Source organism: Betaproteobacteria bacterium (assembly GCA_016194905.1).
Taxonomy (GTDB): domain Bacteria; phylum Pseudomonadota; class Gammaproteobacteria; order Burkholderiales; family JACQAP01; genus JACQAP01.
In genome coordinates this window covers 169,720-189,711 of the sequence record JACQAP010000028.1, presented here as the reverse complement: position 1 = coordinate 189,711, position 19,992 = coordinate 169,720, and the positions used below count along the sequence as shown (strand labels likewise).

Here is a 19,992-nt window from a genome sequence, read left to right as displayed (position 1 = left end):
CAGTTCCAGTGCTATTGCCGAAGCCCGTCGAGCGCGATTGTCAGACCAGCACTGAAATAGGAAACGTCAGCACCACCGCAAAAAGTGCGCCGACCACCCCAAATTGCCATGCCGGCTGCTGTGCCGGCATAGACGTTGAGCAGTCTGATATTCATGCGCTCTAACTCTGCGTTAACGCCTTCAAGCCGTTGCCTCGCGTTCCCTGTTTCGAACGCGCTCCTCTTACTATCGTCCCCTATTGTCCCGGGGGCGATGCACCGGCGGTTTCAGTCGACAACTGCAATCGCCTCGACCTCGATCAGTTGGCCTTCCAGGACCAGTCTTTCGACGCCCACCATGGTGGCGGCAGGCGGATGCGCCGGGTTCACGTAACGGGCGCGCACCTCGGCGATCACATCGCGGCCGGCGCGGTTCAGGCCAACCACGAAAATGGTGAGCTTCAATACGTCGTCGAAGCTCGCACCCTCGGTTTCGAGACAGCGTTTGACATTGTCGAAGCATTCCACGGTCTGCGCCTGCAGACTGGGGCGGTCGGTACCTCGGTGCGCCACGCTCCACGCCGTCTGGCCGGCCACATAAATCGTCCTGGCCCCGCCACGCACTGTCAACACGTCCGAATAGCCGCCGAGGTTTTCCAGCCCGCTCGGACAGGTTGCTTTGATCTCCCGCATCGTTTCCCCCCTTGCTTTCCCGCGCTTGGCGCGCGCCCCCGCATATTCACATGAGCACAGATTTCAAGTCGCGCCGCGGACTCGGCCGCCCTTCCATGGTCGGATAGCCGATGCGGAACGGCATCAACGCCTGCGAGCTGGCGTCGGCCACCAGATCCTTCAGCGCGGTACCGAAGCGCGGCTCGATGCCAAGCTGGTGTTCGCGATCCGCGCGTTCGGACATCTGGTTCAAAGGATGCACCGCCAGGCCTTTGGTCGTCGCCCACAAATGCATGCGCTGCCAGAGTCTTCCTCCATGGATGCGCATCGCGTTGTCGCGCGCGTTCGGCACGGCGATGAGGCCGAACGCGGCCGCGGTGGCGACATGCCGCTCGCGCGTGGCCTGCAGCCAGGCCTGGTCGGCTGTCTCCTGGCTCAGCGGTGGCAGGATTTTCGCGGCTGCATTGACAAATGGAGGCAGGCTTTGCGCATCGAGCGTAGTGCCGTCGCGCATTGTCTGGAGCTGCTGCCAGCTCGTACGAAACCACTTCGCGCTATCAGCGCTCTGTTGAAGGTCGGCGACGATCGCTTCGGCGGCCGCCACGATCAATTCGCCGATTCGCGCCCGCGCCTCGGGCGTACTGAACCAGATAACTTTCGTCCCCGGCAGATCCGCGCCAAGGTCGGCGAGCGAGTCCAATAGATCGGCGGGCACACTCCTACCGGATTCGTAGGGACCGCGGTTGGTGTGCCGCCTGGGGATCGCGTCATACAGCGGCGAGGCAGTTCGCGCCCCCGGCGCAAGCAGGATGTGCGCGGCATGTGTGGGATTGTCCGGGTCCGGCAGCAGCGTCATCTCGGCGGCGTAACCCTCGCTGGCGGCGGCAATCAGCAGATTCTCCAGTGCGCAGCCGATCCCCATGGTCATCTCGCGCAGAAACGGGTCGATCGTGCCGATGTTGCGCCCGGCGTCGACAAACACATCGATCGCGTTGTCGGCGACCCGGAACCGCCAAGGCTGGGAGTTGTGCGGGTTCGCCGCGAGAATCGCCGCACGCACCAGTCGCAAGGGCCGCAGGGAACCGTCCGCCTGCCAGTTCTTCCAGGGTTCATACGCCGCGCCGCTGCCGGCACTGAAAACGCCCTGATCGAAAGCACGCCAGGCGAGTGCGCTGCCCGCCATGACCACAGTCGCGCCTGCGAACTTCAATACCCTGCGTCGATTCATGAATCCGTGAAAGTCGTGAATGCCGTGAATATCGCGGCTTCACAATACCCGCGCGTTCGGACGTCCCACTCCTTTGTTTCCTTCGCGTCCTCTCTTTTCACCTTTGCGTCCTTTGCGTCAACGCTCTTTCGCCCTAGTCAAAAGCCACAACGGCCTCGATTTCCACCAGCAATTCCGGTTGCACGAGCTGGTCGATGCCGACCATGGTCGCGGCGGGTGGATTCTTGTGCGAAATGTAGCGGCCGCGCACGTCCATCACGGCCTTGCGCTTCTCCTGCGTCAGTCCGACGATGTAGATGGTGAACTTGATCACGTCCTCGAACGTCGCACCGACGCCACCCAACGCGAGCTTCAGGTTCTCGAACACCTGCACCGCCTGCGCCTGGATGTCTCCGGTGCCGACGACTTTCCCCTGACTGTCGACGGCGACCTGGCCGCTGATGAAGGCGATGCTGCCGCCCTGCGCAACGGTGACCTGCGAGTACATGCCCAGGGGTTTCATTCCCGGCGGATTGACGAACTTCTTTGCCATTTTCTCTCCTCCTGGCGATGCTGCCGTTTTACGGACTATTTCCAGTATGCCCGCTCAGACCCGCGTCACGCGGCGGAGCCCGCCTCCACGACGCGTCCCGAGGAGCGCCGCCATCTGCGCAATGCGCGGTCCGCATTCACCACGCACAGGTCGAGAGCGCAGTAGAGCCCGCCGACGCACAGCGGCGGATTCGCGCTCGACAGCGGCAAGCCGGGGACTTCCGGCACCCACATCCAGTTTCCGATCCAGGTGCCGTACAACTCCATCAGCAGCGAGATGACGAACATCGTCGCGTACAACCGCCGGTTGCTGCCGAACGTCATGAAGGCCAGGAAAAGGATCGCCAGCGCTACGCTGAGGGTGTCGGTGGAAGTCAGGAACGCCGCCGCCCCATAGCCGGCGGCGGAAAAGGCCACCAGCCCGATCGCCCATTGCGGCAGACGCGGCGCGAGAGTCAGGCCCAGCGCGAACAGCAGCACGTGCCCCGGCGGAACGAAGAAGGGAACATTGTGCAGCCAGTAGACGTACAGGCCCCAGAGCAACGACAAGCCGCATTCCCCTAAGGTCGAAATCACGAGGCAAAGCATCAGGGGAAAACGCAGTTGCTGGTTGATGCGCGTGAGCAGAACCAGGAACAGCGCCCAGGTCCAGACGCTGACGGCGATCTGGCCGGGAATGCCGCCGAATCCGTCCACCGGCAGTCCGACAATCACCGTCAGCAGCATCGTCGCGAGCATAGGCCGCGACAGCATGGTGGACGGTGCGGTCGGGCGCGGCGTGGTGTTGCTCAACCAGCGCATCGGCAATGATCGCAATCCATTTCTCGCACGCGCACCACTCAGGCAGCCTGGCTGTTCGCCACCAGCCCCAGCACGTGTTCTTCGAGCTTGCGGGCATCGACGTGGAAACGCCGGATGCCGTCCGCCAGCTTGTCGGTGGCCATCGCGTCCTCGTTGTGCATCCAGCGGAAGGTCTTTTCGTCCATCGCCAATTTTTCCGCCGCACTCGCTTTCGCCGCCTCCACCGACAGGCAGCGCCCGAGTTCGCCGGGGCTGCCTTCCAGCTTGTCGAGCAGATCCGGGCTGATGGTCAGCAAGTCGCAGCCGGCGAGTCCGGTGATCTGTTCGACCTTGCGGAAGCTCGCCCCCATGACCTGCGTGCGGTAAGCGAATTTCTTGTAGTAGTTGTAGATGCGCGTCACCGATTGCACGCCGGGATCGTCCTCCGCTGCGATGTCGTCGACCTTGCGTTCCTTCTTGTACCAGTCGTAGATGCGGCCCACGAACGGCGAGATCAGCGTCACCCCCGCGTCTGCACAGGCGACCGCCTGCGCGAAGCTGAACAGCAAGGTGAGATTGCAGTGGATGCCTTCGCGCTCGAGCTTCTCCGCGGCGCGGATACCCTCCCAGGTGCTGGCCAGCTTGATCAGCACGCGCTCGTGCGCGACCCCGGCCTGCCCGTAGAGCGCGATCAGGTGGTGCGCCTTGGCCAGGCTGCCATCGACGTCGAACGACAGATTCGCATCGACCTCGGTCGAAACGCGGCCTTTGACGTGCTTGAGGATCTCGCAGCCGAAATTCACCGCAAGCTTTTCCATCGTTGCCTCGGCCTTCGTCTTTCGATCGCCCTTGGCGCGCATGCCGAAGGCGAGCGCGTCTTCAACCAGCGCGCGGTACTTCGGGTTCTGCGCCGACTGGTAAAGCAGCGACGGATTGGTGGTCGCATCCTGCGGCCGCAGCCGCGCAATGGCATCGATATCGCCGGTGTCAGCGACGATGACGGAGTATTTTTTCAGGGATTCGAGCAGATTCATGGTGCGCTCCTGTAAACACCTGCCGTAAGGCGGTCTAGTGTCCTGTTCCGCTGATTCGTGGAATAACTCGCGAACCTTGGAAGTCGGTCCTTTATACACATTTGACAGCAATCCTACATCGTTCGGAAAACCCGCGAAATCGGCGGAACAAGACACTGGGCATGACCATAAATTACCACGGCCCGGTACGCTGTCGCCGATTGGCGTCATGCATGCCGACGGAATCGCCCCCTATAATGGGTTCCGGACTGACGATACGGAGCGCTGTCTCATGTTGCGAAGTCTGTTTCAAGCCATCGAACAATCTCTGGGCCCATCGCTCGATACGGTCGCAACCGCGGTCTATTGGTTGAGTATCGTCCTGCTTGCCCACCGCATATTCTCGCCGGTGTTCCGGCTGTACATGGAAATGATCTCGGCGCGCCTGAAGATGCAAGAAAGCGTCGTGATGGAATGCCCGTACTGCCATCGCGAAACCGTCGTTCACGATGCCCAGTGCGCGTTCTGCCGCAAGAGCCTGGAACTGCCTTTCATCATGCGCGCGTGGCATTTCATCCGCCTGCGGCGCCAGCCGATGTGGTGGCGCTGGACGCGCTGGACCTGGGACAGTCTGGGGCTCACGGCGTTCGTGGTGTTGACCGTTGCCGGGTTCATCGCTCTTCATGTCTGGGCGCCGGCCGGGCCGTTGCAGAAGCTGTTCTTCGGCCTGGCGCTGGCGTGCTGGGTTGCGATCAGTTGGCTGGTTGCGCGTGTGTTCCATCTTGGCGGGACTGGTCCGATCGCACGGCTGCGCGACACGGTGTTCGCATTCGCCGTTGCCGGTGTGCTCGCGGTTTCGCTGCTGTTCGCGGCCGAATCGAAACCGGCAGAGGAGACGGTGATGTGGCGCATTCCGGTCGGCGAGGGCGCGATCGCCCGCATCGATAACCAGGCGCTCGCGCTGCCGCAGGGCATGATCGGTTTCGAGTACCTGCAGGTCGATCACGAACTGCTCGGTTACCACCGGGTGATTCCGCTCGCTTTCCTCGGCTCGGAACGGCTGGAAATAAAACACGCCGGCATCGAGAAATGGTTCCTCGACAACTTGTGGAAACGCGGACAGGGCTACTCCGAGCGCGGGCTGTCGGTGCGCAGCCGCGTGGAGCAATTCATCGTCGTCCCCAACCAGAACTACGACGTGGTCGAGCGCGACAAGCAGGTCTATTTCCGCCCTGCTGCGCAGTAATCCGTCTCAAAGAAGAAAAAGATCAAGGGCGTTGACGCAACAGCTTCAGCTCCAAGTGTTCCCTTGAGTGTTTCACCTTAAGGTCGCAGATACCCTCGCAATAGCGTGGAGTACCCTTTTACGAAAAGCAAGGGAGGGCGCAAAGGAAATCGGGGCAAGAAACCCGGCGCCGATCTTTGTTCGCAGAGTCTCTGAATTGTCCCGACATGCCGGTTCGGTACGCGAATCGGCGTGGTGCATTTACGGACGCCTTAAAACGGGCAAAACCTGCCGGTCAGGTGGGAGGCGAACTTTCCCTGAGAGCGGACATCGCGAAAGTGGGCGTGACTGGCAAAAAGGAACAACCTGCGTTTACTGCTTTTTCTTTAGGTCCGCCGGCGGCGGTGCGTCTTTTTTGTAGTCGCCGATAATCCCCTTGACGGGGCAGATGTTGAATACGGGGCACTTGATGCAGCCCACTGCCAACGCAACTGGGCAAAGCGTCATGATAAGTCTCCCAAATAAATCCGCGGCCGGCCGGCACGTCTTTGCCGAAACGGCAAATACAAAGGGCGCGACTCGCGTCACGCCCTTTGCGGTTTGCTTCGGCGCTCTGGTCGAGATAACCCTCAAACATCGGGTTTAAGGTGGTCGCCGCCCGTCTCCGCATCAGGCACACCCGAACGAAATGGCGCGCGCAACAGCGAATGCCTTAGGCAACAACCGGATCGTCATGCCTTGGGCTTGAGAATCTACCCCGGTCCAGCGCGCGGAAGCGAATCCAGTGAGCGCCCTTCCTCCGTCAAAGTCAATGGATTTCTGCACCTTCTCCAGAATAGTGATCGCCCGCATTTCACCGAGTGCACGCGGCGCGCGGCAGCTCGACTGCCGATCGTCGCGAACTGCCATCGTGTTAGGGTGACCGGCCCGACGAACAGTTACTGATGATCATAGATCGCCAGCCTTGGCCGCTCTATAGCATCCTGCAGAATAACGGCTACGCCTACCGCGAAACGTTCAAGCCCGAAGGCATCTTTGAGATTCTGATCTGGCGGGCGCGGTGGCCACACGGAGATTGTCTTGCCGGCGGTCCCCGCCGCGTCGCAATCCGTCTCAAAATAATTAAAGAAAGTTCAAGAGCGTTGACGCAAAGGGAAGAGAAAGGTTCGCGAAGGAAAGATAAGAACGCTTCTGGATGAAAGTCTGAGTGTTCGACGCAGATATGGCGGGATCTCAGAGCGCCCGCACATACCTGGTGGGAGAACCTGCCCGTAGCCATTCACCTCTGTCCCCTAGCTTTTCCTTTGCGCCTTTGCGTTGAGGTGGAGGAATTTTCAGCCGGGCAAGTAAGCTGAGAATTCCTTCTCGACCGCCTTTGGATTGGCGGCGAGTCCCGCCGAAACCCCGCCCGCCATCTGGCCGGGATACACGTCTTCAATTCCCTTCTCGACCGCATCGAGCGCGGCCATCGCCACTTCGTAAGGATTCTCCTTGTGACCAGGGAAATCGCGCTCCATATCGGTATCGCAAGCGCCGGGCATCACGCCGATCACCAGCGTCCCCTGCTTGACGAGTTCCGCGCGCACGCCCTGCGTCAGGCTCAGCGCCGCGGCCTTCGATGCGCACAGTGAACCGTATGCGGGAAGGTTGACCCGCGACAGGATCGATAGCATGTTGACGATGGCGCCGCCGCCGTTGGCCTTCAGGATCGGCGCGAATGCACGGCACAGGTTGAGAGGACCGAAATAATTGGTACGCATCTCCAGCCGCGCATCCTCCAGCGTTCCGGCAGCGATCAACGCTTTCTTGTGGTTGATGCCGGCGTTGTTGATCAACAGCGTCACATCCCTGCATTTCTGCGCTGTTGCGGCCACCTGCGCCTCGTCGGTGATGTCGAGCCTGAGCGTCTCGACCTTGCCAGGATGCGCCGCCACCAGGTCGGCCGCTTTCGACGGATCGCGCGCGGTGGCGTAAATCTTCTTCGCGCCTTTTGCGATCAGCGCTTTGACGAAATTCCGGCCGATGCCCCGATTGCTGCCGGTCACCAGCGCTATTGCTCCCTCGATCTTCATTCCCCCCGTCTCCTTTCCCTCTTCATGTTGTTCGCTTTCCGCGCCGCGACTGACCCAGTCCGGATCCAGGTCGGGCAGCGGAATGGCGTCGAGCAGACTGCGAGTGTAGTCGTGAGCAGGCCTGGCGAAAAGCTCGGCGCACGGTCCGGATTCGACCACCTCGCCCTGGCGCATCACCAGCACCCGGTCGCACAACACCCGCACCACCGACAGATCGTGGCTGATGAAGATCAGCGAGCCGTCGGTCTTCAGCTCTTTGAGGAGCATGAGGATCTGTGCCTGGGTGGAAACGTCCAGGCCGGACACGATTTCGTCGGCCACGATCAGATCGGGCTTCAGCGCAATCGCCCTCGCGATGCCGACGCGCTGGCGCTGGCCGCCGGAGAGTTCGTGCGGAAAGCGATCGGTGAATGCCGCCGGCAGCCCGACCCGCTCGAGCAAAGCGCCGGCTTCGCGCCAGCCTGACCGGCGATCCCGCGCGCGTCCGTACGCGAGCAATGGCTGGGCCAGGATGGACCCGATGCGGTGACGCGGGTTCAGTGAAGACAGCGGATCCTGGAAGATGGACTGAAATTGCGCGCGCAGCGGACGCAGTTCCTGTTCCGGAAGATGCGAAATGTCGCGTCCCTTGAAGCGCACGCTGCCAGCGGTCGGCTCGTAAAGCCGCAGCAACGTTCGCGCAAGCGAAGTCTTGCCCGATCCGGATTCGCCGACAATGCCGACGGACTCTCCGGCTTCGAGTGCGAATTCGACGCCGCGAAAGATCGTGATCAGCGGCGCGGCGCCGAACAGCGATGTGGCGGAACGGTCGCGTAATTGCAGCGTAAGTCCGCGAGCTTCGAGCAACGCCACTACGCGTCGCGCGCGTCGAGTGCGCGCGCCTCCTCGATAAGTCGCTGCGTAAGCGCAGCGGGAATCGGTTTCAGTTCATCGCCCGGCCGGTCGAAGCGGGGCGTCGCCGCAAACAGCGCGCGGGTGTAGTCATGAACGGGGCTCGCGAACAACCGCGACGCCGGCGCCGATTCGAGCACCCGGCCGCCGTGCATGACCGCCACGTGCCCGCACAGCTTTGCCACCACCCCCAAATCGTGCGTGATGAACAGGATCGCCGTTCCCGAATTCCGTTGCAGTTCCCTGATCAACTGCAAGATCTGCTTCTGGACCGTGACGTCCAGTGCGGTGGTCGGCTCGTCCGCGATCACCAATTTGGGCTTGCAGGCAAACGCGATCGCGATCAACACGCGCTGGCGCATGCCGCCGGAAAGTTCATGCGGGTACTGGCGCAATATTCTTTCCGGCTCGCGCAAGTGCACTTCGCGCAGCAGCGCCAGCGCACGATCGCGCGCGGCGGCCCGTTCGAGTTTCAGGTGCATGCGCAATACGTCGGTGATCTGCGGCCCGATGCGCTCCACCGGATTCAGGGCGGTCATCGGGTTCTGCGGGATGAGGGCGATTTCGCGTCCGAGCAGAGGGCGGCGTTGCGCTTCCGAAAGATGCGTGATATCGCGCCCGTCGAAGACGACGGTGCCGTGCGTCACGCGGGCGTTTGCCGGCGCGATGCCGAGCACGACGCGGCTGACCATGGTTTTTCCCGCGCCGGATTCGCCGACCAGCCCGACGATTTGTCCGGGTGCAACCTGCAACGACACCCGTCTGAGCAGTCGCTGAGGCGGCCGCGCTTCGAGCCACAAGTCGAGAGCGCGGATGTCGAGCAGCACGCTCAACGGGATTCGACCGGGTCGATTACGTCGCGCAATCCGTCGCCGAGCGCATTGAGTCCCAGTACCGCGACGACGATGCAGGCCATCGGCGCCGCCATCAGCCACCAGGCCTGGTTCACGTACAGCCGGCCTTCCTGGATGATGCCGCCCCAGGTCGGCACACCCGATGAGACCGACAGTCCCACGAAGGAAAGAATCGCCTCGATCACGATGGCGATGCCCATTTCCAGCGTGAACAGCGTCAGCAGCAGAGGCGCGACATTGGGCAGGATCTCGCTCGCCAGGATGCGCCCGGGTCCGAGGCCGATCGTCACGGCCGAAGCAACGTAGTCGTGGCTTTTCTGCACCATCGTTTCCGCGCGCACGACGCGGCAGAAACGGGTCCAGTCGATGACGATGATCGCAATCACGACAGTATGCAGACCCGCGCCGAGCACCGCGGCGAGCACGATGCATAGCAGCACCGATGGAAAACTCATCCAGACATCGACCAGGCGCGAGATTGACGCATCGAGTCTGCCGCCGAAATAGCCCGCGGCGAGTCCGAGTGCGGTGCCGATCAGGCCGGCGAACAAGGCGGCGACGAACGCAACGATCAGGGCGGGACGCGCACCGTAGATCAGCCGCGCAAGAATGTCGCGGCCGAGGCTGTCGGTGCCGAGCGGATGCGCGTGATCGCCGCCTGCGACACCGGGACTCTGGAACGAATTGAGCAAGTCCTGTTCGAGCGGATCGTGCGCAGACAGCCAGGGCGCGCCGGCCGCCGCAACGACCATGGCGAGCAACACCAGCGCGCCGAACGCGACTCGCGGATTGCGCAGCGACGACGCAATCGCGTTCACGCCTGCCGCACCTTCGGATTGAGGACCGAATAAGCCATGTCCACGATCAGGTTGGTGAGAATGAACAGCACGGCAAACGTCAGCACCAGTCCCTGGATCAGCGGCAGATCGCGCTGGTTGACGGCAGCAATGGCGAGGTTGCCGATGCCGGGATAGGAGAAGATGTATTCGATCAGCACCGTGCCGCCGATCAGGAAGGAGAACTGCACGCCGGTGAGCGTCACCGTTGGGATGAGCGCATTACGCAGGGCCACTCGCCATAAGGTGCGCGCCCTCGAATAGCCTTTCACGCGCACGAGCGTCACGTAGTCCTGGTTCATGGCCTCGATGAGCGAACCCTTCAGCACGCGCGTGAGCGCCGCGGCGAGCGGCAACGCCAGCGCGAGAGCCGGCAGTACCATGTGCCGCAGCAGATCCACGAACGTTGTCCATCGCAGGCGCACCAGCGCTTCGGCGAGATAGAAGCCGGTCGCCGGATTGAAATCCAGGGTCGGGTCGATGCGTCCCGAAATCGGCAGCCACGGCAGGAGTACGCCGAGGACCAGGATGAACAGCAATCCCCAAAGAAAATCTGGAATGGCGAGTACGAAGCCGCTGGCACCATCGACCACCAGTTCCGGCCAGCGGCCACGGAAATAAACCGCAGTCACTGCAGCAATTGCCGCGAGTGCACAAGCTCCCGTAACCGCGATGACAACGAGCTCGAGGGTAGCGGGAAGCCGGCTAAGGACCAACGAGGCCACGCCGTCACGCAGGCTGATCGAGTTGCCGAAATCTCCGCTCAGCACCTTGCTCATCCAGACTACGAACTGCTTCGCGATCGGCGCGTCGAGCCCGTACAGCGCCCGCAAACGACCGACATCGTCCGCGGTTGCGCCTGGCGGCAACATCATGGCGATCGGGTCGCCCGGCACCACGCGCACCAGCACGAACACGACCACCGCCACGCCGAACAACGTCGGCAACGCCCACAGCAGGCGTTTCAACAAGTAGTTCCCGGACATTGGAAGGTTCGTGATCAGAGGCAATAGTAGCCGCATCTTGTACACCAACTGCCAGCGCCGCTGCAACCATGGAATCGCCCGACCGGGCTCGGCGATTCTGCGCAGAGCCGGCACGTTGAAATTGTGATTCCAATGTTGGACCGTCTTGCGGCAAACTCCCGAACATGCGTGCATCCGAAACCGTGCGCGGGCGTTTTCTAATTTCCAGCCCGATTCCGGAATGGTCGGGAAACCGTCTCGTTGCCTTTCACAAGCGGGTGTTGCGCAGTCTGGCCCGTTGGCTAAGCGGCTGCGCCGCTTTCCTTTGCCTTTGCCTGCCGGCGATGGCGGACGAAGCCACAAGTGAAAATGCGCTCCCTTCTTTCGCCGAACTGCAGGCCGCCGGTGCGGTAGTCGGCGAGATACGCATCGTCAACGACAACATCTTCGACCTGGACGATCCCAAGGAAGACAATTTTCTGTTCCGGCTGGCGAACAAGCTGCACATCCGCACGCGCCAGAGCGTCATCCAGCGCTCCCTGCTGTTCCATAGCGGCGAGCCGCTTTCCGTGCAGCGGATCGAAGAAACGGAGCGCCTGCTGCATGGGAATCGTTACATCTACGACGTCGACATCCACCCGATCGCCTATCACGACGGCATCGTCGATATCGAAGTCGAGACCCGCGACACCTGGACTCTGGAGCCCGGCTTCAATTTCAGCCGCGCGGGCGGCTCCAACTCGACTGCTCTGACGGTGAAGGAATACAACCTGCTGGGCACGGGAACCAAGCTCAGCTACGCAAAGAGCTCCGACGCCGATCGCAAAGGCACCGAGTTCCAGATTTCGCAGGACCACGCCTTCGGCGGATGGACGCAGATCGACCTGAAGTTGGCCAGCTACGACGACGGCAAACGCCAGTCGTTTGCGTTCGGCCGGCCCTTCTATGCACTCGACACGCGCTGGGCCGCCGGCGTATCGGCTCTTCACGACGAGCGCATCGAATCCATCTACCAGGACGGCGTCGTCGTCGGCCAGTACCGCCACAAGCAGGACGCAGGCGAGGTATTCGGCGGCTGGTCGAAGGGCCTGATCGACGGTTGGGCACAACGTTATTCCACCGGCCTGCGCTATCAGGCCGATACCTACACCGTCGACCCGTCGCTGATCCCGCCTTCCGTCGTACCGGCCGATCAGACTCTGGTGTCACCATTCGTGCGCTATGAGTTAATCGAAGACAACTATGAAAAGCTCACAAACAGGGACAAGATCCAGCGCCCGGAATTTTTCGCGTTGGGCTTCAATTCGAAACTGCAGGTCAATCGCGCGCTCACCTCTCTGGGCTCGACGCTCAACCTATGGACTTACTCGGCCACCGTCAGCGATGGCTTCCAGATACCACACGGCAACGACATGCTGATTTCGACCTACCTCTCGGGCCAATATGGGGACGGCCGCGGGCGACGCGAGGGGCTTGGCGGTTCGCTGCGCTACTACGTCCCGCAGGGCAAGCGGGCCCTGTTTTATGCCGCCGTGTCCGGCGACGTCGTGCGCAAGCCCGAGACGGCCGATTTGTTGCTGCTTGGGGGCGATAACGGCTTGCGCGGCTACCCGTTGCGCTACCAGAGCGGCGAACACCGCGCGCTATTCACCGTCGAAGAGCGCGTCTATACGGACTGGTACCCGTTTCGGCTGTTCCGCGTGGGCGGCGCCGTCTTCTACGACATCGGCCGCGCCTGGGGCGGACCGTTCCAGAACCCGGTGAATCCGGGCTGGCTCAGCGATGTCGGCTTCGGCTTGCGCATCCTCAGTGCCCGTTCCGCGTTCGGCAACGTGCTGCATGCCGACATCGCGTTTCCGCTCAATCCCGATCCGAACATCCGGTCCACGCAGTTCCTGGTCAAGACTAGCGCGAATTTTTAGTCCTGTCTAAATCAAAACCCAACGCAGCAGCTTCAGCTCCAAGTGTTCCCTTGAGTGTTTCACCTTAAGGCACGGAGAGCACAGAGGACGCAGAGAAAATCAAAGATAACGATAACTTGAGAAACAGCCGCCGATAATTCCGCATGGGCCATGTTTCCAGTTGTTCGCCACTTCTCGTCTTGCTTAACCTCTGCGTCCTCCGCGCCCTCTGCGCCTTAAGGTGAAACACTCAAGGGAACACTTGGAGCTGAAGCTGCTGTGTTGGGTGTATGCACTAAGCCGGCTTGATGGACTGGGGCAGGATGAACCCGGCGACGTGGGGCGTGAACTTGATGCTACTCTTGTGCACCACCGGCTGTGAATATTGCAGCAGCGGGATGACGTAGCCGTTCCTGGCGATATAACGATCTGCAGCCTTGTAGCCTTCGATGCGCTTCTTCTCGTTCTTCTCGCCCCACAACGGCCCGATCGTCTTGTCCACGTCCTCGGTCTTCCACGCGGAATGCGGCGAATGGCTGAACATGGCGAAGCCGGTGGACGTCGACGGATCGCCGATCGAGTTGCCCCAGTTGTAGAACGCCGCCGGCGCCAGGCCGTGGCGCATGCGCAGTTCGAAGTGCTTGGCGATTTCGTAGGTTTCGATACTGGCTTCGATGCCGACCTTGCGCCACATGCCGACCACCGCCTGGATCATTTCGTAATCCTTCGGCTTGAAGCCGCGGGTGGTCTGGATCGTGAACTTCACGGGCTTCGATGTTGAAAATCCGGACCTGGCGAGCAACTGTTTCGCCAGCTCCGGATCGTATTTGACCTTGATCGAAGGATCGAAAGCCGCATACTGGGGCGCCTCCAGCGTGTCGATCACCGTGCCGTAACCGCGCAGCAGTTTGCCGACGATCGATTTCTTGTCGATTGAATGAATCATCGCCAGGCGCACGTTCTTGTCCAGCATCGGCTCGACATTGGTGATGAAGATCATGCCGATGTCGGAGACCGGATGGGCAACGCCGGTCAGCCCGCTCTTCTTCGTCAGCCGGTCGAATTCTTCGTAAGGCACTTCCAGGGTGAGGTCGGAAGAGCCGCTCTCGATCTCCGCCACGCGCGCGGATGCATCGCCCACCAGCTTGAACACGACGGTCTCGAACGCGGGCTTCGGTCCCCAGTATTTCGGGAAGGCCTTGAGACGGATGAAGGCATTGCGCTCGAACTTCTCGACCATGTAAGGGCCGCTGCCGATCGGCTTGCTTTCCCATCCCTGCGCGCCGGCCGCGGTGTAGGCCTTCTTGGGCAACACGTAACCGGTCAGGAACGCCATCCACTTGAACAGAGACGGCTCGAATTCCTTGACGTCGGCCGTGATCTTCTGGCCGTCGATCCCGAAGTTGCCGATCTTGCCCCAGACGAACTGGATCGGATTGCCGCTGTTGGGGTCCCCGGCGCGCTCCAGCGACCACACCACGTCTTCCGGCGTGACCGGGCTGCCGTCGTGCCAGAAAGCGCCTTTGCGCACTTCCATCTCGACCTTGGTCTTGTCCTTGTTCCAGCCCCACTTTGTGAGCAGTCCCGGCTTGAAGGACAGGTCCGGGTTCTGATCGATGTAGGAATCGAACACCGCTTTGTAGAGCGACTGGATGGTCGGGTTCACCGCCGACGGACCGGTAGTCGGATCCCAAGATGGCAGGGCGACGTTGTACGCAATGCTGAGAACCCCGCCCGCTTGTGCGTGGGCTTCGGTCGGAACGAGCAGCGAATTGGCGAGCGGCGCGGTCAAGGCCGCGGCACCGGTCGCCTGCAAAAAGCGGCGGCGCGTAAACGGAATCATGGTAGTTCTCCCCGAGTTAGTTGCAACTGGCTGAATGCGATGGACGCAGTCCGGTCGGATGCGGGCTCGCCGGTTGTTTTTATGGCGAATGACCCGCCGGAATCTAGGTGGCAGGGGGTGTTTTGTCAAGCCGCGCCCTGCCGCCGTCGCGACGGATGGCCGGTTTGACACGGCGCTGTTTCGCACGGTACAAGGGGCGGCATGTTTTTGACGCGCGGACGCCGCGCTGCAACAAGCACAGTGACATGATATCCGGGAGAAACGATATGGCCGGGCCAAACAGGACAGGGCAATGGATCGAGATCAAAGCCGCGGATGGCGGAAAATTCAGGGGTTACCTCGCCGTTCCCGCGTCGGGCAAGGGCCCCGGCATCGTGCTGTGCCAGGAAATCTTCGGCATCAACGCTTACATCCGCGAAGTCGCCGATTATTACGCCGAGGAAGGTTACGTGGTGCTAGCGCCGGACCTGTTCTGGCGGCTGGAGAAAGACGTCGATCTCGGCTACACCGAGGAAGAGTGGAAAAAGGCTTTTGATTTTCTTCAGCGCTTCGACATCGACAGGGGAATGGAAGACATCACCGCCGCGGTGCGCACCTTGCGCACCCGGCCGGAAGTGGCCGGCAAGGTCGGCGCGCTCGGCTTCTGTCTCGGCGGCCGGCTCGCCTATCTGGCGGCAGCGCGCTCCGGTGTGGATTGCGCGGTCGGCTACTACGGCGTGACCATCGAGAAATACCTGAACGAAGCGACCAGGATCAAGGTGCCGATGGTGCTGCACTTCGCCGCCGAGGATAAATACGCGCCGCCGGAAGCCGTGGAAAAGATCAAGAACGCGTTCAAGGACAACGCCAACGTCGAAATCTACATCTACCCCGGCGTCGACCACGCCTTCGCCCGCACCGGCGGCATGCATTACGACCGGCCGGCGTCGATGATGGCGCATTCGCGCTCGATCGCGCTGTTCCGCAGGGTCATGGGCCCGCACTACGACTTGTCCGCATTGTGGGAACTGCACACGATGCACGAGTTCGGCACGCGCGATGTCGACGCGACCATGAAGACCATGGTCGCGCAACCCTACGTCAATCACATCCCGACCCTGACCGGCGGCGTCGGCCACGATCACCTGAAGCGCTTCTACAAACATCACTTCATTCCGACCACGCCAAAAGACACCAAGCTGATCCCGATCTCGCGCACCATCGGCGCGGACCGGCTGGTCGACGAGATGCTGTTCTGTTTCACGCACGACATCGAGATCGACTGGATGCTGCCCGGCGTCGCGCCCACCGGCAAGTACGTCGAGATTCCGCTGGTGGCGATCGTCAATTTCCGCGGCGACAAGCTCTATCACGAACACATCTACTGGGACCAGGCTTCGGTGCTGGTGCAGATCGGTCTGCTCGACCCGAAGAAGAACGGCCTGCCGATTTCCGGCGCGGAAACGGCCCGGAAACTCGTGGACGAGAACTTCCCGTCCAACATGCTGATGAAGAACTGGGCCAAGAGCGAAGGCAAGAGCTGACCCTCCGCGGATAACCCTTCACCGCAAAGGCGCGAAGGCGCAAAGGAAACGCGAAGGGAAGCATTGACAACGAACGGGTAATAAACTCAAACACATTCCAATTCAGAGGTGGGTTGTTTTCTGACCGGTTTTCATTCGTTTTTCTTTGCGTTTACTTTGCGCCTTCGCGCCTTTGCGGTTAGTTGGGTTAACAAGAAGTAAGAATTAACAAGAGGAGAGAACATGACGCAGGTCGAAGAAAAGGCGCTCGTGCGCAAAATGGCGTGGCGCGTGTTGCCATTCCTGCTGTTGACCTATCTGATCTGCATCATCGACCGGCTCAACGTCGGGTTCGCGGCGCTGACGATGAATGCCGAGCTCGGATTCACGGCGACGGCCTATGGCTGGGGCGCGGGCTTGTTCTTCGTGGGCTATTTCCTCGGCGAGGTACCGAGCAACCTGATCCTTTCGAAGGTGGGCGCGCGCGTCTGGTTCGCCCGCATCATGGTGAGCTGGGGCATCGTGGCGATGGCGATGGGTTTCATCGGCAGCGAGACCAGTTTCAAGTGGACGCGCTTCCTGCTCGGCGTCGCGGAGGCTGGCTTTTTCCCCGGCGTGATCTATTACCTGACGCTATGGTTCCCGGCGCAATACCGCGGGCGCATCTTCGGCCTCTTCCTGATCATCAGCCCGCTCAACAACACCATCGCCGCGCCCCTCGCCGGCCTGATTCTGAAATTCTTCGACGGCACCATGGGCTACCCCGGCTGGCGGTGGCTGTTTATCGTCGAAGGCCTTCCCTCGGTGCTGCTCGGCTTCATCACGCTGAAGGTGGTGATCGACCGGCCCGCCAACGCGCGCTGGCTGACCGATGGCGAGAAAAAGCATCTGTCAGAAACGCTCGAGCGCGAGGCTGCGACGCGCATGGAGACCAAGCACCTGACCATCTGGCAAACGCTCGCGAATCCGAAGGTCCTGTTGTTCGCGGTCGTCTACACCTCTCTCGCCATCGGCATCTACGGCCTGGCCTTGTGGATGCCGCAGATCATCAAGGGTATGGGCTTGAAGGATCCGCTCGATATCGGCCTCGTCATGGCCATCCCTTATCTGGTTGCGACCGTCTGCATGGTCCTGTGGTCGCGCCATTCGGACAAGACCGGGGAACGTGTCTGGCATTGCGCGGGGCCGCTGGCGCTGGCGAGCGTCGGGTTGATCTGCAGCGCATACGCCGGCGATCCGGTGCTCGCAATGGCCGCTATGACCGTGGCGGCGATCGGCCTCTATTGCTCGCAACCCGTGTTCTGGTCGATGCCGACCAGCTATCTTTCAGGCGTTGCGGCGGCGGGCGGAATCGCCTTCATCAACTCCGTAGGCAACCTGGGCGGCTTCGTCGGGCCGTTCGCGGTGGGCTGGCTCAAGGATCACTTCGGCGGCTTCCAGGCCGGCCTGATCTTCCTCTCGCTGTGCCTGCTGACAGGCTCGATCGTGGCGGTGATTGTGGGCCGCAGGGTCGCCCGGCTGCGCACCGCCGGGCAGCCGGCCTGACCATTCAACGCGGCTGGGCGGACTCGAGCGCATCGAGGTTGATACGCGCTTTCCAATAATCGGGATCGAGTTCAATGGCGTGCCGATAGGCGAGCTTTGCTTCCGCGAAGCGGCCGGTCTGCTGGTAGGCGTAGCCGAGATTGTTGGCGACGCGTGGCTTGCCGGGCGATTTCATCGCTGCATCTTCCCAGAATGCCACGGCCGATCCGTAGATCCGGTTTCGCTGCACCGTGGCGAAACCGAGCCCGAGCAACACCAAGGCCGTTACCGCACCGACCAGCCAGCGACGATTCGCGCGCAGAGATAACTTCTCCACACCGATGCCGACCGCGAAGAACACGCCGATCGACGCGATGTAGAGCTGGCGGTCGTTGGCGACGTCGAGCCTCGGCAGCAGCGAATTTGTCGGCAGCAGATGAAGAAAAAACCAGAGGACGGCGAAAGCCAGCCACGCGCGCCGGCGCAGATTGCGCAATCCGGCGACGACGATGACGATGATCGCGAGTATCTGCAACGCCTGGGTCGGCGAAAGTGCAGTCCTCATCGGCAGATCCGGATCGATATTCACGCGCCACGGCAGGAGCAGTTGCCCGGCGAGATAGCACACCGCGTTCGCCTGCATCAGCAGATTATCGATCACGCCCCGGGTGGAGAGGCTCACGTCGAGCAAATGGCGATAGGTCGGACTGGCGGCCATGACGAGCAACCCGCCGATCAACATCAGCCAGTGCCAGGTCTGGCGGCGCAACATCCGCCCTGCTGTGAACTGATACCGCGCGCGAACAGCATCCAGCAGCAGCAAAGCGAACGGCAGCGTGACAGCCGTTTCTTTCACCAGCAGCGCTGCGCCGAACAACCCCGCCGACAGTCCTCTCCAGGCTCGCGGACTCGGCGTCCTGTCCGCGTGCAACCACGCCAGCACGGCTCCGAGATAGAACAGCGCCATCAACGACACCGAACGACCGGAAACGTAAGTCGCGGCTTCGGTTTGCACCGGATGCAGCGCGAACAGCAACGCGCCCACAAGCGGCGCCCAGTCCGTGCCGGCTCTTTCCTCGCGCAACGCGAGCAGCAACCGGTAGACCAGCACCGCATTGATGGCGTGCACGAGGACATTGAAGAGATGGAAACCGAACGGTCCGGCGTCGACCGTCCAGTTCAGTGCATAGGAAATCTTTAGCAGCGGACGCATGCCGGGCATGGAATCCCGCCACGCCGCGAGAGAATGCACGGCCGGATTGTTGACGATGACGTTGTAGTCATCGAACTGGAAGATCCCGGTCAGCGCGTTGAAGTACGCCAGCAGCACCGCGACGGCCACGACCACGGGTGCGGTCGACTTAATGCGCGGCATGGGTGCCGGCTTCGTCGAAAGCGTTCTCGATGATGCCGATTGCATCCCACCAGCGGCTTTTCGCGTTCAGCATGACCAGCAGGACTTGCGCGCCCTCTTTGCGCGCCAGCGCGATCAGGCATTTGCCGGCACGGCTGGTATAACCGGTCTTTACGCCGATGGCGGGCGCGTAGCTCCCGATCAGGGCGTTCTTGTTCTTGAAGCGGAAGCGGCGTCTGCCGTCAGCAGTCGTGATTTCATCCTCGGACTTTGCAACAAGTTCGGCGAATTCCGGATGCGCCAGCGCTGCGTGTGCAATCCGGGCAAGATCGTTTGCGCTCGAATAGTGCTCCGCGGCATCGAGGCCGCAGGGATTGGAGAAATGGGTATTCCCCAGGCCGAGCGTTTGCGCACGCGCGTTCATTTTCGCGACGAAAGCCTCAACGCTGCCGGCCTTGAATTCGGCGAGTGCCGCACAGGCGTCGTTTGCGGAAGCAATCAAGGTCGCGGCCAGCAATGCCTCGACCGAGAGCTTGTCGCCGGTTTTGAGTCGGATTCGCGAACCCGTGGCCTGCGCGGCCGATTTGCTGACGGTGACGATCTGTGCCGGCCGGTAGTCTTCCAGCACCAGCAGCGCGGTCATGACCTTGGTCAGGCTGGCCGGGGGGAGACGCTTGTCGGCCTGACCGGCCCACAGATCGCGCTCGCCGATCTGCACCAGATAGGCGTCGGCGAGTTCCGGGAACGGATCGGTCGCGGCGGCCGCCGGAAAACTGGCGAACCAGCAGGCGAGGATACCAACAAAACGCCGACCGGCCCGCAC

The 19,992-nt window shown here is 61.7% G+C and carries 18 protein-coding genes and 2 pseudogenes; 5 read left to right on the top strand and 15 right to left on the bottom strand.

The window, feature by feature from the left end:
* Window positions 1-11: 11 nt before the first annotated feature.
* The 6 genes from HY067_19260 to tal form a co-directional block, all read right to left on the bottom strand.
* Entirely contained in the window at window positions 12-155 is a 144-nt protein-coding gene (locus tag HY067_19260) for a hypothetical protein (protein MBI3530090.1), read from the bottom strand.
* Window positions 156-266: 111 nt separating this feature from the next.
* Window positions 267-671, bottom strand: a complete 405-nt coding sequence (locus HY067_19255; GenBank protein ID MBI3530089.1) for a RidA family protein — start codon at window positions 669-671, stop codon at window positions 267-269.
* A 46-nt stretch (window positions 672-717) separates the two neighbouring features.
* Entirely contained in the window at window positions 718-1,878 is a 1,161-nt protein-coding gene (locus tag HY067_19250; GenBank protein MBI3530088.1) for a hypothetical protein, read from the bottom strand.
* 133 nt (window positions 1,879-2,011) lie between these two features.
* Entirely contained in the window at window positions 2,012-2,410 is a 399-nt protein-coding gene (locus HY067_19245) for a RidA family protein (protein MBI3530087.1), read from the bottom strand.
* A gap of 65 nt (window positions 2,411-2,475) precedes the next feature.
* A complete protein-coding gene (locus HY067_19240; GenBank protein MBI3530086.1) occupies window positions 2,476-3,210 on the bottom strand; it encodes a hypothetical protein in 735 nt (244 codons plus the stop codon).
* Between the two features lie 38 nt (window positions 3,211-3,248).
* Complete coding sequence (tal, locus tag HY067_19235) at window positions 3,249-4,223, bottom strand: transaldolase (GenBank protein MBI3530085.1); 975 nt, start codon at window positions 4,221-4,223, stop codon at window positions 3,249-3,251.
* A gap of 271 nt (window positions 4,224-4,494) precedes the next feature.
* Between tal and HY067_19230 the strand changes: the two genes are divergently transcribed.
* Window positions 4,495-5,448, top strand: coding sequence for a hypothetical protein (locus HY067_19230; protein MBI3530084.1), 954 nt, complete (start codon window positions 4,495-4,497; stop codon window positions 5,446-5,448).
* 648 nt (window positions 5,449-6,096) lie between these two features.
* Here the strand turns inward: HY067_19230 and HY067_19225 are convergent.
* Window positions 6,097-6,336, bottom strand: a complete 240-nt coding sequence (locus HY067_19225; GenBank protein ID MBI3530083.1) for a hypothetical protein — start codon at window positions 6,334-6,336, stop codon at window positions 6,097-6,099.
* Window positions 6,337-6,371: 35 nt separating this feature from the next.
* Between HY067_19225 and HY067_19220 the strand changes: the two genes are divergently transcribed.
* Window positions 6,372-6,626, top strand: a complete 255-nt coding sequence (locus tag HY067_19220; protein ID MBI3530082.1) for a hypothetical protein — start codon at window positions 6,372-6,374, stop codon at window positions 6,624-6,626.
* A gap of 135 nt (window positions 6,627-6,761) precedes the next feature.
* Here the strand turns inward: HY067_19220 and HY067_19215 are convergent, their stop codons facing one another.
* From HY067_19215 to HY067_19195, 5 genes and pseudogenes are all read right to left on the bottom strand, one after another.
* A complete protein-coding gene (locus HY067_19215; GenBank protein ID MBI3530081.1) occupies window positions 6,762-7,499 on the bottom strand; it encodes an SDR family oxidoreductase in 738 nt (245 codons plus the stop codon).
* Window positions 7,500-7,550: 51 nt separating this feature from the next.
* Window positions 7,551-8,351: pseudogene (locus tag HY067_19210) on the bottom strand (ABC transporter ATP-binding protein).
* Window positions 8,351-9,160 (bottom strand): annotated as a pseudogene (locus HY067_19205) (ABC transporter ATP-binding protein). Before HY067_19205 ends, HY067_19210 begins: the two co-directional pseudogenes overlap by 1 nt.
* Before the next feature lie 59 nt (window positions 9,161-9,219).
* Entirely contained in the window at window positions 9,220-9,996 is a 777-nt protein-coding gene (locus tag HY067_19200; protein MBI3530080.1) for an ABC transporter permease, read from the bottom strand.
* A 62-nt stretch (window positions 9,997-10,058) separates the two neighbouring features.
* On the bottom strand, window positions 10,059-11,066 hold the full coding sequence (locus HY067_19195) for an ABC transporter permease (GenBank protein ID MBI3530079.1): 1,008 nt from the start codon (window positions 11,064-11,066) through the stop codon (window positions 10,059-10,061).
* A gap of 164 nt (window positions 11,067-11,230) precedes the next feature.
* On the opposite strand from HY067_19195, the gene HY067_19190 reads away from it, so the two are divergent.
* Window positions 11,231-12,967, top strand: coding sequence for a hypothetical protein (locus HY067_19190; GenBank protein MBI3530078.1), 1,737 nt, complete (start codon window positions 11,231-11,233; stop codon window positions 12,965-12,967).
* A 274-nt stretch (window positions 12,968-13,241) separates the two neighbouring features.
* Here HY067_19190 and HY067_19185 read toward each other — a convergent pair whose 3' ends face one another.
* The gene (locus tag HY067_19185; protein ID MBI3530077.1) at window positions 13,242-14,789 is read right to left on the bottom strand and encodes a twin-arginine translocation signal domain-containing protein; all 1,548 of its coding nucleotides are present in this window, start codon (window positions 14,787-14,789) and stop codon (window positions 13,242-13,244) included.
* A gap of 266 nt (window positions 14,790-15,055) precedes the next feature.
* Between HY067_19185 and HY067_19180 the strand changes: the two genes are divergently transcribed.
* Window positions 15,056-16,312, top strand: coding sequence for a dienelactone hydrolase family protein (locus HY067_19180; GenBank protein MBI3530076.1), 1,257 nt, complete (start codon window positions 15,056-15,058; stop codon window positions 16,310-16,312).
* Window positions 16,313-16,534: 222 nt separating this feature from the next.
* On the top strand, window positions 16,535-17,836 hold the full coding sequence (locus HY067_19175) for an MFS transporter (protein ID MBI3530075.1): 1,302 nt from the start codon (window positions 16,535-16,537) through the stop codon (window positions 17,834-17,836).
* Between the two features lie 4 nt (window positions 17,837-17,840).
* Here HY067_19175 and HY067_19170 read toward each other — a convergent pair whose 3' ends face one another.
* Together HY067_19170 and HY067_19165 are read right to left on the bottom strand one after the other, a co-directional pair.
* Complete coding sequence (locus HY067_19170) at window positions 17,841-19,190, bottom strand: tetratricopeptide repeat protein (protein ID MBI3530074.1); 1,350 nt, start codon at window positions 19,188-19,190, stop codon at window positions 17,841-17,843.
* A complete protein-coding gene (locus tag HY067_19165; protein ID MBI3530073.1) occupies window positions 19,177-19,992 on the bottom strand; it encodes a D-alanyl-D-alanine carboxypeptidase in 816 nt (271 codons plus the stop codon). The genes HY067_19170 and HY067_19165 overlap by 14 nt, the downstream gene beginning before the upstream one ends.

What these genes read in the sequence shown, in the direction of transcription:
- HY067_19260 (MBI3530090.1), bottom strand. Translation starts at nt 155, where the DNA reads ATGAATATCAGACTGCTCAACGTCTATGCCGGCACAGCAGCCGGCATG.
- HY067_19255 (MBI3530089.1), bottom strand. Translation starts at nt 671, where the DNA reads ATGCGGGAGATCAAAGCAACCTGTCCGAGCGGGCTGGAAAACCTCGGC.
- HY067_19250 (MBI3530088.1), bottom strand. Translation starts at nt 1,878, where the DNA reads ATGAATCGACGCAGGGTATTGAAGTTCGCAGGCGCGACTGTGGTCATG.
- HY067_19245 (MBI3530087.1), bottom strand. Translation starts at nt 2,410, where the DNA reads ATGGCAAAGAAGTTCGTCAATCCGCCGGGAATGAAACCCCTGGGCATG.
- HY067_19240 (MBI3530086.1), bottom strand. Translation starts at nt 3,210, where the DNA reads ATGCGCTGGTTGAGCAACACCACGCCGCGCCCGACCGCACCGTCCACC.
- tal (MBI3530085.1), bottom strand. Translation starts at nt 4,223, where the DNA reads ATGAATCTGCTCGAATCCCTGAAAAAATACTCCGTCATCGTCGCTGAC.
- HY067_19230 (MBI3530084.1), top strand. Translation starts at nt 4,495, where the DNA reads ATGTTGCGAAGTCTGTTTCAAGCCATCGAACAATCTCTGGGCCCATCG.
- HY067_19225 (MBI3530083.1), bottom strand. Translation starts at nt 6,336, where the DNA reads ATGGCAGTTCGCGACGATCGGCAGTCGAGCTGCCGCGCGCCGCGTGCA.
- HY067_19220 (MBI3530082.1), top strand. Translation starts at nt 6,372, where the DNA reads ATGATCATAGATCGCCAGCCTTGGCCGCTCTATAGCATCCTGCAGAAT.
- HY067_19215 (MBI3530081.1), bottom strand. Translation starts at nt 7,499, where the DNA reads ATGAAGATCGAGGGAGCAATAGCGCTGGTGACCGGCAGCAATCGGGGC.
- HY067_19200 (MBI3530080.1), bottom strand. Translation starts at nt 9,996, where the DNA reads ATGGTCGTTGCGGCGGCCGGCGCGCCCTGGCTGTCTGCGCACGATCCG.
- HY067_19195 (MBI3530079.1), bottom strand. Translation starts at nt 11,066, where the DNA reads ATGTCCGGGAACTACTTGTTGAAACGCCTGCTGTGGGCGTTGCCGACG.
- HY067_19190 (MBI3530078.1), top strand. Translation starts at nt 11,231, where the DNA reads ATGCGTGCATCCGAAACCGTGCGCGGGCGTTTTCTAATTTCCAGCCCG.
- HY067_19185 (MBI3530077.1), bottom strand. Translation starts at nt 14,789, where the DNA reads ATGATTCCGTTTACGCGCCGCCGCTTTTTGCAGGCGACCGGTGCCGCG.
- HY067_19180 (MBI3530076.1), top strand. Translation starts at nt 15,056, where the DNA reads ATGGCCGGGCCAAACAGGACAGGGCAATGGATCGAGATCAAAGCCGCG.
- HY067_19175 (MBI3530075.1), top strand. Translation starts at nt 16,535, where the DNA reads ATGACGCAGGTCGAAGAAAAGGCGCTCGTGCGCAAAATGGCGTGGCGC.
- HY067_19170 (MBI3530074.1), bottom strand. Translation starts at nt 19,190, where the DNA reads ATGCCGCGCATTAAGTCGACCGCACCCGTGGTCGTGGCCGTCGCGGTG.